The sequence below is a fragment of the Ectothiorhodospira lacustris genome, from assembly GCF_022227785.1.
GTDB lineage: Bacteria > Pseudomonadota > Gammaproteobacteria > Ectothiorhodospirales > Ectothiorhodospiraceae > Ectothiorhodospira > Ectothiorhodospira lacustris.
Window position 1 is genome coordinate 1 of the sequence record NZ_JAJNQM010000032.1, and the last position, 14,742, is coordinate 14,742.

A 14,742-nucleotide genomic window follows, 5' to 3' on the forward strand; every position below is an offset into this window, starting at 1 on the left:
TATTCTCGTGCGGTTCGTGCGGTTCGTGCGGTTCGTGCGGTTCGTGCGGTTCGTGCGGTTCGTGCCCTTTGCTGTCATTCCTGCCCCCTGTCGTTACTCCTTCTTCCGTGGTCACGCCTTCCCTCCGTCGTCACTCCCGCGAAAGCGGGAGCCCAGGTGTTTCCAGCAGGCTCCCTCTGGATTCCCGCTTTCGCGGGAATGACGTGCCCATAGACGGGAATGAGGTGCCCATGGGTGCGAGTGACGCGCTCATGGACGGAAATGAGTCTGTTTAGAACATCCTTAAACTCATGCCATTTTTTAATAAGGCTGATAAAGTTTATGCATGGATTTGACTAACCAGATCATCTTCTTCGGCAGCCTCATTCTGTTGGGCAGCGTCCTTTCCAGCGTCATCACGCGACGCCTGGGGGTGCCCCTGTTGCTGGTGTTCCTGTTCATCGGGATGCTCCTCGGCGAGCAGGGACCGGGCGGGATCGAATTCGAAGACATCCAGATGGCCCACCTCTTCGGTAGCCTGGCCCTGGCCATCATCCTCTTTGACGGCGGCATGCGCACCACCATCGACAGCTTCCGGGTGGGACTGCGTCCGGCCCTGGGGTTGGCCACCATCGGGGTGATCATCACCGCCGGCATCACCGGCGCCTTCGCGGCCTGGTGGCTGGAGATCGACTGGATGCTGGGCTTCCTGCTGGGGGCCATCGTCGGTTCCACCGATGCCGCCGCCGTGTTTTCCCTGCTGCATTCCCAGGGCCTGGAACTGAAGCAGCGCGTGGGCTCCACCCTGGAGATCGAGTCCGGCTCCAACGACCCTATGGCCATTTTCCTCACCATCGTGCTCATCGAACTGCTGGTGGGCGGGCACGGCAACATGGGGCTCACCGTGCTGTGGGAGTTCATTCGTCAGATGGGGCTGGGTGCCCTGGTGGGTATTCTGGGTGGCCTGGGGCTGGTCTGGCTCATCAATCGACTGGAGATCTCCCAGGGCCTCTATCCTCTGGTGGCCCTGGCGGGCGGATTGACCATCTTCGGCCTGGCGTCGGTTTTGCAGGGCAGTGGCTTTCTGGCCATCTATCTGGCGGGGCTGGTGGTGGGGAACCGGCCCATGCAGGCCTCCCAGTACGTGAATCGCTTCCATGACGGGATCGCCAGCCTGGCCCAGATCGGCATGTTCCTGATGCTGGGGCTGTTGGTGACCCCCTCGGAACTGATGCCCGTGGCCGTGGATGCCCTGTTGATTGCCGCCGTGCTGATCCTGGTGGCCCGTCCACTGGCGGTCTGGCTGTGCCTGTTGCCCTTCAACTTTCCATGGCGCGAGCAGGTCTTTGTGGGCTGGGTGGGGCTGCGGGGGGCCGTGCCCATCATCCTGGCGTTGTTTCCCATGCTGGCGGGGATCGAGGCGGCGGGGATGCTGTTCAACATCGTCTTCTTCGTGGTCATCATCTCCCTGCTGGTCCAGGGGTGGAGCATCACGCCGGTGGCTCGCTGGCTGCGGCTGGAGGTGCCGCCTACCACCCATGTGGTGCAGCGGGTGGAGCTGAATATCCCCGGTCAGCAGGAACTGGAACTGGTGGCCTACCGGCTGGCGGAGAACACGCCGGTGGTGCGGGAAAAATGGACCAGCTTCACCTTGCCCCGAAGCGTGCGGGTGGTGGCCCACATGCGGGATAAGATCCTGCTGGACGCGTTGAACATGCTGGACTTGCGAGCAGGGGATTACCTCTATCTGCTGGCCTCGCCGGACGACCTGCCGATCCTGGATCGTTTGTTCGTGGCCAGCTCGGCACCGGAACGTTTGTCTGAGCGCAAGTTCTTCGGCGAATTCGTACTCAACGGTTATGCCAAGATGGATGACCTGTCTCTGGTCTACGGGCTCAAGCTGCCGGAGTCCACCAAAGGCATGACGTTGGAGACATTCATCCTGAATCGCCTGAACACCCAGCCGGTCGTGGGGGACCGGCTGCAATGCGGCGAGGTAGAACTGGTGGTGCGGGAAATGTCGGGGGACCGGATTGCCCGGGTGGGCCTGAAGCTCAGCCGCTGACTGTGCCGTTACCCCAGCAGGGACTTGAGGTTGTTCAGATGGGCCTTCCCCGTCAGCCGGACTTCTTCCGGGTCCGGGGGGGTGGCATCGGGCCATTCCATGTGCTCTGCGGGCAGTTCCGCCAGGAAACGGCTGGGCTCGCAGTCCACCGTCTCGCCGAAACGGGTGCGCCGACAGGCATAGGTCAGGGTCAGGGCCTTCCTGGCCCGGGTGATGCCCACGTAGGCCAGGCGCCGTTCCTCCTCCAGGGTATCCTCTTCCAGGCTGACCCGATGGGGCAGCAGTTCTTCCTCCATACCCACCAGGAAGACGCAGGGAAACTCCAGCCCTTTGGCGGCGTGCAGGGTCATCAGATGCACCCCGTCGGCCTCGGTTTCGCCGCCGGCCCGGTCCAGGATATCCATCAGGGTCATGTGGGCCACGATTTCACCGATGTTCTTGCCATCGCCGGTCCCTTCCTTGGCCAGCCGCCCCATCCAGTCCAGCACCTCCTGCACGTTTTCCATGCGTTTAGAGGCCGCCTTGGGATTGGGGCTCTGGTCCAGCAGCCAGGTTTCGTAGTTCATCTCTTCCACCAGGGTACGGGCGACGGTGGCAGGGTCGCCCTGAGACGCTGCCTGGGACTTGTCCTGCAACCACTGGGCAAAGGCCTGCAGCCGCTCCGCCGCCCGGGCGGAAAGGGCCTCCGTCAGGCCGAATTCGAAACAGGCGGTGAACAGGCTGACGTGGCGGCGACCGGCATACTCTCCCAGTTTTTCCAGGGTGGCGGCCCCGATCTCCCGTCGCGGCACATTGACGATGCGCAGGAAGGCGCTGTCGTCATCGGGGTTGGCCAGCAGGCGCAGGTAGGCCAGGATGTCTTTCACTTCCGCCTTCTCGAAGAAGGACTGGCCGCCGCTGACTTTGTAGGGAATGTTGTTTTCCCGCAGCAGTTTTTCAAATACCCGGGCCTGGTGATTACCCCGATAGAGGATGGCGTAGTCCTTGAATTCCAGACGGTGCTTGAAGCGGTGCTTCATGATCTCGGTCACCACCCGGGCCGCTTCGTGGTCCGCATCCTTGCAGGGCAGCACCCGGATGGGATCGCCTTGGCCCAGGCCGCTCCACAGGCGCTTTTCAAACACATGGGGATTGTTGGCGATCAGGTGGTTGGCGGTCTGCAGGATGCGGTTGGTGGAGCGGTAGTTCTGCTCCAGCTTGATGATCTTCAGGTGGGGATAGTCCTGTTGCAGGGCCACCAGATTCTCGGGTCGGGCACCGCGCCAGGAATAGATGGACTGGTCGTCGTCGCCCACGGCGGTCAGGCCCGCGTCTACGTCCACCAGCAGGCGGACCAGACGGTACTGACAGGTATTGGTATCCTGATACTCGTCCACCAGCAGGTGGCGCAGGCGATGACGCCAGCGCTCGCGCACCTCCGGGTTTTCTTCCAGCAGGCGCACGGGCAGTACGATCAGGTCATCAAAATCCACGGCGTTGTAGGCCTTGAGCGCCCGCTGGTAGGCGGCATACAGGCGGGCCTGGCCTACCTCCAGGTCGTCCTCGGCCAGGGACAGGGCCTGCTCCGGGCTGAGCAGGTCGTTCTTCCAACGGCTGATGCGGTGGCGGGCGGATTCGGCCTCCACCGCATCGTCGTCCCGGTGGGTGAGTTGCTTGAGCAGGGCCAGGGCGTCGGCGGCATCGAAGATGGAAAATCCCGCCTTGTAGCCCAGGGTCTTGATCTCCTTGCGAATGAAGTCCAGACCCAGGGTATGGAAAGTGGAGACCGTCAGGCCCTTGCTCTCGTCCCGGGACAGCAGTTTTCCGGCGCGGGCTTTCATCTCCCGGGCGGCCTTGTTGGTGAAGGTGATGGCGGCGATCCGTTTCGGGGACAGGCCCCGATGACGGATCAGATGGGCGATCTTTTCCGTGATCACCCGGGTCTTGCCGCTGCCGGCGCCGGCCAGCACCAGCAAGGGGCCATCCACGTACTCGATGGCGGCGCGTTGTTGCGGGTTGAGGGTGTCCATGGCGACGGGGGTATGGGACGGGGCGGCATTCTATCAAATTATCAAAGCTTCAAAGCTTCAAAGCTTCAAAGCTTCAAAGCTTCAGGGCTTCAGGGCTTCAGGGCTTCAGGACACTTTCATGGATATCGACACCGCCGGCTGGCTGGACATCGCAACACGGATTCCTTCTCCCAACCAGGACGCCCGTCCTTCGGGGATGTCTCCGGGGCTCATCGTCATCCACGCCATCAGCCTGCCGCCGGGGGAGTTTGGTGGTCCCTGGATCGACCGGCTGTTCACCAATACCCTGCCGCCGGAGGGGCATCCCTATTTTGCGCAGATCCAGGGGCTCAAGGTCTCCGCCCATGTCCTGATCCGGCGTGATGGTGAACTGGTGCAGTATGTCCCTTTTCTCCAGCGGGCCTGGCATGCGGGGGCGTCCTGTTTCCAGGGGAGGGAACGCTGTAATGACTTTTCCATCGGCATTGAGCTGGAAGGCAGTGATGTTCATCCCTTCACTTGCGCCCAGTATGAGCGGCTTGCCGAGCTCATCGCTGCCTTGAAAAAAAACTATGCCGGTCTGGCCGATACCCCCGTGGTTGGTCACTCAGATATCGCTCCAGGCCGAAAGACTGATCCAGGACCTTGTTTTGAATGGTCCAGGTTGCAAGTATTGCTGGATGATCCGACCAGCCCCCGAGCATAGGATGTTCCAAATCCGTCAGTCCCGCGAAAGCGGGAATCCAGTCGCAGGCTGGGGGTTCTGGGCTCCCGCTTTCGCGGGAGCGACGGCCAATGAGGGGGTGACGGTTCCAAATCCGTCATTCCCGCGAAAGCGGGGATCCAGTCGCAGGCTGGGGGCCCTGGGCTCCCGCTTTCGCGGGAGTGAAGGTAATTTCGGAAGTGACGGTAAAGCTCGGGGGTGACGGCAACGGGCTTTTCAGAACTTCCTGTTAAGTAAATCCAAGTTTTTTGCTTGGAGAAAAATCATGTGATTTCGTAGTAAATCCATCATCACCGGAACTTGCAAGCAGAATTTTTAGCGACGAAACTTTAGTCACCTTTTGAAACCCGGGAAGCCCGCCATGTCACTGTTCATCATACTTGTCACGCTATTTATCGAACGCTTCACCAATGCTATAGAAAACCTGAGAAACTTTGCCTGGCTGGATCGATATACTGCCTTGGTACGCGGTCGTTGCGAGGGTTTCGGCCTTGGCAGCACCCCCACCCTGGTCATCGCCGTGGCCATTCCACTGGTGGTGCTGGTCATCCTCATGCAGCTCATCGGCGGCATACTGGGTGGCCTGGTCGGTGTGCTCATCGCTCTGGCCGTACTGTTGTTCAGCATCGGACCCCGCAACCTGAGCAAGGAAGTGGATGCCTTCCTGGAGGCCGGTGCCATGAAGGATGAGGAGCGGGAGATGAAGCATGCCCGCAACCTCCTGGGTGACCAGGTCCCGGATGACGCCGCCGAACGTGCACGCGCCGTCCTGCAGAGAATGCTCATCGGCAGCAACAGCAGTCTCTTCGCCGTGTTGTTCTGGTTCGTGGTACTGGGTCCCGTCGGCGCCCTGCTGTATCGCCTGGCCAATCTGATGCGCGCCCCCGAGGGGGCGGAGCCGGATGGATTCCAGCAGACAGCCACCCAGCTCCAGGGACTGCTGGACTGGATTCCCGCCCGCCTGGTGGCCCTGTTCTACGCCCTCACCGGCAGTTTCGACCGGTCCTTCCCCGTGCTGCGTACCGGTGTCTTGGGCAGCTGGGGCAACATGGCCGCCGAGAACGAGGCCCTGCTGCGTGATGCCGGTTGCGAGGCCATCCAGCTCAGCGAAGAAGAGCTCAAGGAACCCCTGCAGGCCCGGTCTGCCGTGGAGCGCGCCTCCAGTCTGGTATTCCGCAGCCTGATTGCCTTCGTGGCCATCCTGGCGCTGTTGACCATCGTCGGGCTGAGCAGCTAGCCCTTGTCGTTCGATGCCCCTGCCGGGCCATGGAGTCCCGGCAGGGCAGGACTGTCCTGAATGATCCGTATCGATTTTCTGCGCCACGGCGAACCGACCGGTGGCGAACGCTATCGCGGCAGCGGCGTGGATGACCCCCTCAGCGAGACGGGTCTGGAGCAGATGTGGCAGGCCGTGGGGGGGCGTGCACCAACCTCGGTGCCCTGGACCCGGATCATCAGCTCTCCCATGCGTCGTTGTCTGGATTTTGCAGCGCCACTGTCCCGTACCCTGAATCTGCCGCTCACTCAAGTGCCGGATCTGCGGGAAGTGGGATTCGGTAGTTGGGAGGGCCGCACCCCGGAGGATCTTCGCAGGAACAGCCCGGAGGAGTTCCTCGCCTTTTTCCATGATCCCATGCACGCCCGCCCCCGGGGCGCCGAGCCCCTGGACGACTTTCGCCGACGGGTTGATGGGGCGCTGGACGAGATGCTGCGTCGGCACGCCGGAGAGCACCTGCTGGTGGTGACCCACGCGGGCGTGATCCGGGCGGCCATCTGCGCCGCGCTGGAGGTGCCCACAGAGGCCATGTACCGCATCAGGATCCCTTACGCGGGCGCTACGCGCCTGCGGCGGGATGATCGGGGCATGATGTTGGAATTCGTCAATCGCCGGCATCCGGCCGACTCCGCCTGACCGCGGTCCCTGCGGCTCGTGCTAACCTTGCGCCCTTTCCATACCTGCCGGGAGATGCCATGACCCCATTCCTGAAGACCGCCATCGACGCTGCCCTGAGCGCCCAGGACGTGATCCAGCGCTACTATCGCCAGGATGTGGTGGTGGAGATCAAGCCGGACCAGACACCGGTGACGGTGGCCGATCTGGAATCGGAAAAGGCCATCAAGTCCATCATCACCGCCGCCTTTCCCGACCACGGTATCTACGGCGAAGAGACCGGCCAGGAGCGCATGGATTCAGATTACCTGTGGCTCATCGACCCCATCGACGGCACCAAAAGCTTCGTGCGTCGCTATCCCTTCTTCTCGACTCAGATCGCCCTGCGCCGCGACGGCGAATTGGTGGCCGGAGTCTCTAATGCCCCCGAGTTCGAGGAAATGGCCTACGCGGAAACGGGGGAGGGTGCCTTCCTGGCGGGGGAGGCCATTCGGGTGAGCGACATTCGCACCCTGGAAGCCGCGACCCTGTCCATCGGCAACGTCAAGACCCTGGCGGGCGGTCCCGGCTGGCAGGGGCTGGCGCAGATCGTTCAGCAGGTGAACCGGACCCGGGGTTATGGGGATTTCTACCACTACCACCTGCTGGCTTCGGGGCGTATCGACCTGGTCGTGGAGTCGGATGTCAACATCCTGGATATCGCGGCACTGGCGGTGATCGTACGTGAGGCGGGGGGTATCTTCACCGACCTTCAGGGTGGTCCCCTGACCCTGGAAACTACCAGCGTGCTGGCGGCGGCCACCCCGGAACTTCACACCGAGGCCCTGGCCCTGCTCAACCCGTAAGAAAGCCGGGCCTGCCGGGTAGTGAGGGCCGTTTTGAAAGACTCTCCTTCACCGTCGCTCCCGCAATGGACTCAAGAGAAGTGGCTTTCATATCCGTGAGGGCCACTTTGAAAGCGCTTTTTCACCGTCACTCCCGCGAAAGCGGGAGTCCAAGGCTGTCAGTCCGCGACTGGTTTCCCGCTTTCGCGGGAATGACGGGCTTTTATGTCCGTGGGAATGACTGATTGATGCCCGCGGGAATGACGGACCTACAACCGATGTTTGCCGGGATGCGTGGCTCGGGGCGCCTTCAGGTGGTTACGGGTGTCCAGATGCCGTTGATCAGCCCTTCCCCCGGCTGGAAGCGGTTCTTGTAGGCCATCTTGGGGCTCTGGGCATTCCAGTAGCCCAGATAGACGTGGGGCAGGCCTTCTTCCCGTGCACGCCGGATCTGCCATAGTATCGCCAAGGTGCCCAGGCTGCGCGCCCGGGCCGCTGGATCAAAGAAGGTATAGACCGCCGACAGGGCGTCCGGCAGCCGGTCGACCACCGCCACGCCCAGCAGTCTGCCGTCTTCCCTGAACTCCACCAGCCAGGTGCGGCACCATCGGCTGGTCACGAATCCCAGATAGCTTTCCGGTGTGGGGTTGTCCATGCCGCCGCCTCGGTGGCGTTGAGTCACATAGAGCGTGTACAGGTGATAGTGTTCTGAATCAAATCCCGCCTCATGGATGATGATCGAGAGCCCCTCGTTACGCTTGAGCGCACGACGCTGACTGCGATCCGGCGTGAAGTGCGCCACGGGTATCCGATAGGGGACGCAGGCCCGGCAGTGGGGACATTGATGGCGGTACACATGATTGCCGCTACGGCGAAAGCCGTTGTGAAGCAGTTCCCCGTAGATCCCGACATCCATCGGCCCGCCCGGATCGGCAAACAGGCTCACCATTTTCCTGTCCTCCAGGTATGGGCAGGTATCCGGCGCCGTGGCATAGAAGATCAGAGATTCATGTTGAGACACGGTGCGAGTCCGGATCTTTTTGCAAGACAAAAAAAGGGCCGCCAGCGGCAGCCCGAACCGTGTGAGGATGGAGACCCGCAAATAACAGCGGGACAATGGCCAAGGATCAGGAGACCCGGGATATGTCCTTCAGCCACGAATCGAGGCTAGTGCAGGTTGAGTTGTAAATCTCTGATCTGGATCAGTTGCCGGCCGGGATGGCGGTCATGCCCCGAATGCGGGTTCGGCGGCGGAGTGGTGCCTACGAATGGGTCTTGCAGGCATGTTATGCTGAAAAACTTTGACGCAACCGGATAGATGTTCATGAATTCCGACAGACTGAATCAGCTTCACCAGGAGATCAAGCGCCGCATCATGGTTCTGGATGGTGGCATGGGCACCATGATCCAGGGTTATGGATTGCAGGAAGCCGATTACCGGGGTGAGCGCTTCGCTGACTGGCCGTCGGACATCAAGGGCAACAACGACCTGCTGGTGCTGACCCAGCCGCAGATCATCCGCGAGGTGCACGCCGCCTATCTGGAGGCCGGTGCCGACATCCTCGAAACCAACACCTTCAACGCCACCCGCATCGCCATGGCGGATTACGGCATGGAAGACCTGGTCCCGGAGATCAACCGGGAGGCCGCCCGCCTGGCCCGGGAAGTGGCCGACGAATACACTCGCAAGACCCCCGACCGCCCCCGTTTCGTGGCCGGCATCCTCGGCCCCACCAACCGCACCGCCAGCATTTCCCCGGACGTCAACGACCCGGGTTTTCGCAATGTCTGGTTCGACGAGCTGGTGGCCGCCTACCGGGAGGCCGCCGAGGCCCTGCTGGAAGGGGGGGCGGATATTCTGCTCATCGAAACCGTCTTCGACACCCTCAACGCCAAGGCCGCCGTCTTTGCCGTGGAGGGCTTGTTCGAGGATCGGGGCGAACGCTGGCCGGTGATGATCTCCGGCACCATCACCGATGCTTCCGGGCGTACTCTGACCGGCCAGACCACCGAGGCCTTCTGGAACAGCCTGCGTCATGCAAAACCTTTGTCCATCGGCTTGAACTGTGCCCTGGGGCCGAAGGAGCTGCGGCCCTATGTGGAAGAACTTTCCCGCATCGCCGACACTCACGTTTCCGCCCACCCCAATGCGGGTCTGCCCAACGAGTTCGGCGGCTATGACGAGACCCCGGCGCAGATGGCCGAAGAGATCTCCGAGTGGGCCGGCAGCGGCCTGCTGAACATCGTCGGCGGCTGCTGCGGCACCACCCCCGACCACATCCGCGCCATCCGTGAGGCGGTGGAACGACATGCCCCCCGTCCGCTCCCGAAGATCGCCCCCGCCTGCCGCCTGTCGGGCCTGGAGCCCTTCAATATCACCGCGGATACCCTGTTCGTGAATGTGGGGGAGCGCACCAATGTCACCGGCAGTGCCCGCTTCAAGCGCCTGATCAAGGACGGCGACTACGAAACCGCCCTGGAGGTGGCCGCGGAACAGGTGGAAAGCGGCGCTCAGGTCATCGACGTGAACATGGACGAGGGCATGCTGGATGCACTGGAGGCCATGAAGCGTTTCCTCTGTCTGGCCGCCGCCGAGCCGGATATCTCCCGGGTGCCGGTGATGATCGACTCTTCCAAGTGGGAGGTGATCGAAACCGGCCTCAAGTGCATCCAGGGCAAGGGCATCGTCAACTCCATCTCCCTCAAGGAGGGGGAGGAGATCTTCATTCGCCAGGCCCGCCTGCTGCGGCGCTATGGGGCGGCGGTGGTGGTCATGGCCTTCGACGAAGCCGGTCAGGCGGATACGCAGGATCGCAAGGTGGAGATCTGTCGGCGGGCTTACCGGATCCTTACCGAGGTGGTGGGTTTCCCGGCCGAGGACATCATCTTCGACCCCAACATCTTCGCCATCGCCACCGGCATTGAGGAGCACAACAACTACGGCGTGGACTTCATCGAGGCCACTCGCCGCATCAAGCAGACCTTGCCCCATGCCATGGTCTCCGGAGGTGTCTCCAACGTCTCCTTCTCCTTCCGGGGCAACAATCCGGTGCGCGAGGCGATCCATGCCGTGTTCCTCTACCACGCCATCCGCGCGGGCATGGACATGGGTATCGTCAACGCCGGTCAGCTGGCGGTCTACGACGAGATCGAGCCGGACTTGCGGGAACGGGTGGAAGACGTGGTCCTCAACCGTCGTTCCGATGGCACCGAGCGTCTGCTGGAGATCGCCGACCGCTTCCGCGACACCGGCGGCGAGACCCGCAAAGAGGACCTGGCCTGGCGGTCACTGCCCGTGGCCAAGCGTCTGGAGCATGCCCTCGTGAAGGGGATCGACGCCTACGTGGTGGAAGACACGGAAGAGGCCCGTCAGACCTTCGACCGGCCCATTCATGTCATTGAAGGCCCTCTCATGGACGGCATGAATGTGGTGGGCGATCTGTTCGGCGCGGGCAAGATGTTCCTGCCCCAGGTGGTCAAGTCCGCCCGGGTGATGAAGAAGGCCGTGGCCCACCTGATCCCCTACATCGAGGCGGAAAAGGGCGACGACTCAAAGAACAACGGCCGCATCCTCATGGCCACGGTGAAGGGGGACGTCCACGACATCGGCAAGAACATCGTCGGTGTGGTACTCCAGTGCAACAACTTCGAGGTCATTGACCTGGGGGTCATGGTGCCCGCACCGAAGATTCTCGAAGCGGCACGGGAACACCAGGTGGACGTGATCGGCCTGTCCGGTTTGATCACCCCGTCCCTGGAAGAGATGGCCCACCTGGCGGCGGAGCTGCAGCGGGAAGGTTTCAGCACCCCGCTGATGATCGGCGGTGCCACCACCTCCCGCGCCCACACCGCAGTGAAGATCGCCCCCGGCTACGAAGGGGTCACGGTCTGGGTGAAGGACGCCTCCCGGGCCGTAGGTGTGGCGCAGAGCCTGGTCAGCCCGGAGCTGCGCGGCCCCTACGGAGAGAAAATCCGAGCCGAATATGTCGAGGTACGCGAACAGCACCATGCCCGCCGCAAGACCCAGGACTGGCTCAAACTGGACGAGGCCCGGGCCAACCGCACGCCGGTGGAGTGGTCCGGCTACACCCCGCCGCGCCCCCTCATCCTGGATGCGGATCAGGCCCCGTCTGCGGGCGGGCCGGCCCCGGAGATTCTGCATCCCCATGGTCCCGGCAGCATCCTGCTGCGGTTTGACGACTATCCCCTGGATCGGTTGGTGGACTACATCGACTGGACCCCGTTCTTCCGTGCCTGGGATCTGCATGCCGCCTTCCCCCGCATCCTGGATGACGAGGTCGTGGGCGAGGAGGCTACCAAGCTGTTTGCCGATGCCCAGCCCATGCTTCGGCAGATCATCGAAGAGGGCTGGCTCAGGGCCCGGGCGGTGGTGGGCTTTTTCCCCGCCCAGGCGGTGGGCGCCGACGACATCCAGCTCTACCGGGACGCGGTGGGCGGCGAGCCGCTGATGCGGCTGCACCATGTGCGGCAGCAGACCCGCAAGCCCCGCCAGGCCCCCAACATGTGCCTGACCGACTTCATCGCCCCGGCCGATACCGGTCTGCAGGACTATCTGGGGGCCTTTGCAGTCACCACCGGAGGTGGCATCGACGAGCACGTCAGGCGCTTCGAGGCCGCCCACGACGACTACTCCGCCATCATGCTCAAGTCCCTGGCGGACCGTCTGGCGGAGGCCTTTGCCGAACACATGCACGCGCGGGTGCGGCGGGAGTTCTGGGGCTATGCCTCCCGGGAGGCCCTGTCCAACGATGACCTCATCAAGGAAAAGTACCAGGGCATCCGTCCGGCCCCCGGCTATCCGGCCTGCCCGGAACACACGGAAAAGGGGCTCTTGTGGGAACTCATCGATCCGGTGACCCACGCGGGCATGACCCTCACCGACAGCTATGCCATGTCGCCGGCCTCGTCCGTTTCCGGGTTTTATTTCTCCCATCCGGAGTCCCGGTACTTCGGCGTCGGCAAGCTCAACCGGGATCAGGTGGAGGACTATGCCCGGCGCAAGGGCATGGCGCTGGAAGAGGCGCAGCGCTGGCTGGCGCCCAACCTGGGGTATGATCCGGACTGAGCCCCGTTCACATCGTCACATCCATCGGAGTCCCCATGCCTGAGTCCCGCGACACGGAACACGACTCGCACCGCCTCGTCCTGCGCAATACCCGCCTGAAAGACTACGACGGCATCCATCACATCATGGAGGCCGTCTATCCCAGTCTGGACGGTGCCTGGAGTCGGGAACAGTTCGAGTCTCAGATCCAGCGCTTTCCCGAAGGCCAGATCTGCATCGAGGACAACGGCCGGGTGGTGGCTGCCGCCATCAGCCTGATCGTGGACTATCGGCGCTGGGGCGATCGTCATAAATACTGGGAGATCACCGGCAACGGCTTTCTTACCACCCATGATCCGGACGGCGATACCCTTTACGGGGTGGATGTGTTCGTGGATCCGGAATACCGGGGTATGCGCCTGGGGCGCCGTCTCTACGATGCCCGCAAGGAACTGTGTGAAAAACTCAACCTGCGGGCCATCGTCGCCGGCGGCCGTATCCCCGGCTACGCCCGTTACCGGGATGAGATGAGCCCCCAGCAGTATGTGGAACTGGTGAAATCCCATGAAGTCACCGATCCGGTGCTCACCTTCCAGCTCTCCAACGACTTCCACGTACGCAGGATCATCAACGACTACCTGCCCGACGACAAGGAATCCCACGCCTACGCCACCCTGCTGGAGTGGATCAACATCTATTACGAGGAAAAGGAAACCCTCATCGGTGCCACCAAGCAGGTGGTACGGGTCGGGGCGGTGCAGTGGCAGATGCGCCCCCTGAAATCCCTGGACGAACTGTTGCAGCACGTGGAATATTTCGTCGACGCGGTGTCCGGTTACCAGGCCGACGTGGTCCTGTTCCCGGAATTCTTCAATGGTCCGCTGATGGGCCAGTTCAACCAGGACAACACCGCCGAGGCGGTGCGCCACCTGGCCGACTACACCGACACCCTGCGTCAGGAGATGGTCAATCTGGCCCTGGCCTACAACATCAACATCATCGCCGGCAGCATGCCCGAGTACGATGGACGGGAGCTGCGCAACGTCTCCTACCTGTGCCGTCGGGACGGCAGCTGGGACAAGCAGTACAAGCTGCACATCACCCCGGATGAACGGGCCTACTGGGGCCTGAAGGGCGGCGATGAGGTCCGCATCTTCGAGACCGACTTCGGCAAGATCGGCATCCTGATCTGCTACGACGTGGAATTCCCGGAACTGCCCCGTCTGCTGGCGGACCAGGGGTTGCAGATCCTGTTCGTGCCGTTCTGGACCGACACCAAGAACGCCTATCTGCGGGTACGTCGCTGCGCTCAGGCCAGGGCCATCGAGAACGAGTGCTACGTGGTCATCTCCGGCAGCGTGGGCAACCTGCCCAAGGTCGAGAATATGGACATGCAGTACTCCCAGGCGGCGGTCTTCACCCCCTCCGACTTCGCCTTCCCCCATGACGCGGTGGCCGCCGAGGCCACCCCCAATACCGAGATGACCCTGATCGCGGACCTGGATCTGGACAACCTCAAGGAACTGCGCACCCACGGCGCCGTGCGCAACCTGGTGGACCGGCGGCTGGATCTGTACGAGGTGCGTTGGAAGCGTTGAGGGTCGGAGCCGGGGAGGCGGCTCAGCCGATGCCCGGTACCGTCTGCTGCATGGGGTCCGCCGGCGGCGGGTCTTCCGGTTCCCCGGGAACCAGTACCTCCAGCAGTTCCAGTTCAAAGATCAGGGTCTCCCCCGGCCCGATGACGGCCCCGGCCCGCCCCTCGCCGTAGGCCAGCCAGTGAGGCACCACCAGCCGGGCCCGACTGCCTGCCGGCATGTTCACCAGGGCCTCCCGCCAGCCGGGGATCGTATCCTGCACCGCCACCACCGACGGTACCGCCCGACGCCGGGAGTTGTCGAACACCCGCCCATCCAGGTGCATGCCCCGGTAATGCACCACCACCTGGTCTTCCAGGGTCGGCACGGGCCCGTCACCCCGGTCCAGCATCTCCACCTGCAGGCCGCTGGGGAGGGTCACGACCCCGGCCTGTTGCCCGTTGCGGCTACGATAGGCCTCGCCGTCCTCGATATTCACCTCCACCAGCAGGCGGGCCTCCTCGGCCTGCTCCGGGGTCAGCCCGCAACTGCGCGCGCCCAGGAACAAGGCCACCAGCAGCACCAGGCTCAGGACCGATAAAAACAGGACATTGCGCAACAGACTCAGCATC

General features: G+C 62.9%; 10 protein-coding genes. 7 read left to right on the forward strand and 3 right to left on the reverse strand.

The features are described 5' to 3' along the window. Nucleotides 1–325: 325 nt before the first annotated feature. Nucleotides 326–2,044 (forward strand): potassium/proton antiporter, encoded by a 1,719-nt coding sequence (locus LQ952_RS07920; RefSeq protein WP_238622122.1) that lies wholly within the window; start codon nucleotides 326–328, stop codon nucleotides 2,042–2,044. 8 nt (nucleotides 2,045–2,052) lie between these two features. Here LQ952_RS07920 and rep read toward each other — a convergent pair whose 3' ends face one another. Beyond that, complete coding sequence (gene rep, locus LQ952_RS07925; protein WP_238622123.1) at nucleotides 2,053–4,053, reverse strand: DNA helicase Rep; 2,001 nt, start codon at nucleotides 4,051–4,053, stop codon at nucleotides 2,053–2,055. A 118-nt stretch (nucleotides 4,054–4,171) separates the two neighbouring features. Between rep and ampD the strand changes: the two genes are divergently transcribed. The 4 genes from ampD to LQ952_RS07945 all read left to right on the forward strand — a co-directional run bounded on the left by ampD (nucleotide 4,172) and on the right by LQ952_RS07945 (nucleotide 7,492). Further along, nucleotides 4,172–4,738, forward strand: coding sequence for a 1,6-anhydro-N-acetylmuramyl-L-alanine amidase AmpD (ampD, locus tag LQ952_RS07930; protein ID WP_238622124.1), 567 nt, complete (start codon nucleotides 4,172–4,174; stop codon nucleotides 4,736–4,738). Between the two features lie 379 nt (nucleotides 4,739–5,117). Beyond that, on the forward strand, nucleotides 5,118–5,993 hold the full coding sequence (ampE, locus tag LQ952_RS07935) for a regulatory signaling modulator protein AmpE (protein WP_238622125.1): 876 nt from the start codon (nucleotides 5,118–5,120) through the stop codon (nucleotides 5,991–5,993). A 63-nt stretch (nucleotides 5,994–6,056) separates the two neighbouring features. Continuing rightward, complete coding sequence (locus LQ952_RS07940) at nucleotides 6,057–6,668, forward strand: histidine phosphatase family protein (RefSeq protein WP_238622148.1); 612 nt, start codon at nucleotides 6,057–6,059, stop codon at nucleotides 6,666–6,668. 59 nt (nucleotides 6,669–6,727) lie between these two features. Continuing rightward, entirely contained in the window at nucleotides 6,728–7,492 is a 765-nt protein-coding gene (locus LQ952_RS07945; RefSeq protein ID WP_238622126.1) for an inositol monophosphatase family protein, read from the forward strand. Between the two features lie 289 nt (nucleotides 7,493–7,781). Here the strand turns inward: LQ952_RS07945 and LQ952_RS07950 are convergent, their stop codons facing one another. Beyond that, entirely contained in the window at nucleotides 7,782–8,492 is a 711-nt protein-coding gene (locus tag LQ952_RS07950) for an arginyltransferase (RefSeq protein WP_238622127.1), read from the reverse strand. Nucleotides 8,493–8,795: 303 nt separating this feature from the next. Between LQ952_RS07950 and metH the strand changes: the two genes are divergently transcribed. Both metH and LQ952_RS07960 read left to right on the forward strand, forming a co-directional pair. Beyond that, the gene (gene metH, locus LQ952_RS07955; protein WP_238622128.1) at nucleotides 8,796–12,557 is read left to right on the forward strand and encodes a methionine synthase; all 3,762 of its coding nucleotides are present in this window, start codon (nucleotides 8,796–8,798) and stop codon (nucleotides 12,555–12,557) included. Between the two features lie 35 nt (nucleotides 12,558–12,592). Then, nucleotides 12,593–14,134, forward strand: coding sequence for a bifunctional GNAT family N-acetyltransferase/carbon-nitrogen hydrolase family protein (locus LQ952_RS07960; RefSeq protein WP_238622129.1), 1,542 nt, complete (start codon nucleotides 12,593–12,595; stop codon nucleotides 14,132–14,134). 22 nt (nucleotides 14,135–14,156) lie between these two features. On the opposite strand, the gene LQ952_RS07965 is transcribed toward LQ952_RS07960, so the two are convergent. After that, the gene (locus LQ952_RS07965; protein ID WP_238622130.1) at nucleotides 14,157–14,741 is read right to left on the reverse strand and encodes an FKBP-type peptidyl-prolyl cis-trans isomerase; all 585 of its coding nucleotides are present in this window, start codon (nucleotides 14,739–14,741) and stop codon (nucleotides 14,157–14,159) included. Between the last annotated feature and the right edge of the window lies 1 nt (nucleotide 14,742).

Coding starts and splice junctions, on each gene's coding strand:
- LQ952_RS07920 (WP_238622122.1), top strand. CDS start 326: ATGGATTTGACTAACCAGATCATCTTCTTCGGCAGCCTCATTCTGTTG.
- rep (WP_238622123.1), bottom strand. CDS start 4,053: ATGGACACCCTCAACCCGCAACAACGCGCCGCCATCGAGTACGTGGAT.
- ampD (WP_238622124.1), top strand. CDS start 4,172: ATGGATATCGACACCGCCGGCTGGCTGGACATCGCAACACGGATTCCT.
- ampE (WP_238622125.1), top strand. CDS start 5,118: ATGTCACTGTTCATCATACTTGTCACGCTATTTATCGAACGCTTCACC.
- LQ952_RS07945 (WP_238622126.1), top strand. CDS start 6,728: ATGACCCCATTCCTGAAGACCGCCATCGACGCTGCCCTGAGCGCCCAG.
- metH (WP_238622128.1), top strand. CDS start 8,796: ATGAATTCCGACAGACTGAATCAGCTTCACCAGGAGATCAAGCGCCGC.
- LQ952_RS07960 (WP_238622129.1), top strand. CDS start 12,593: ATGCCTGAGTCCCGCGACACGGAACACGACTCGCACCGCCTCGTCCTG.
- LQ952_RS07965 (WP_238622130.1), bottom strand. CDS start 14,741: ATGCTGAGTCTGTTGCGCAATGTCCTGTTTTTATCGGTCCTGAGCCTG.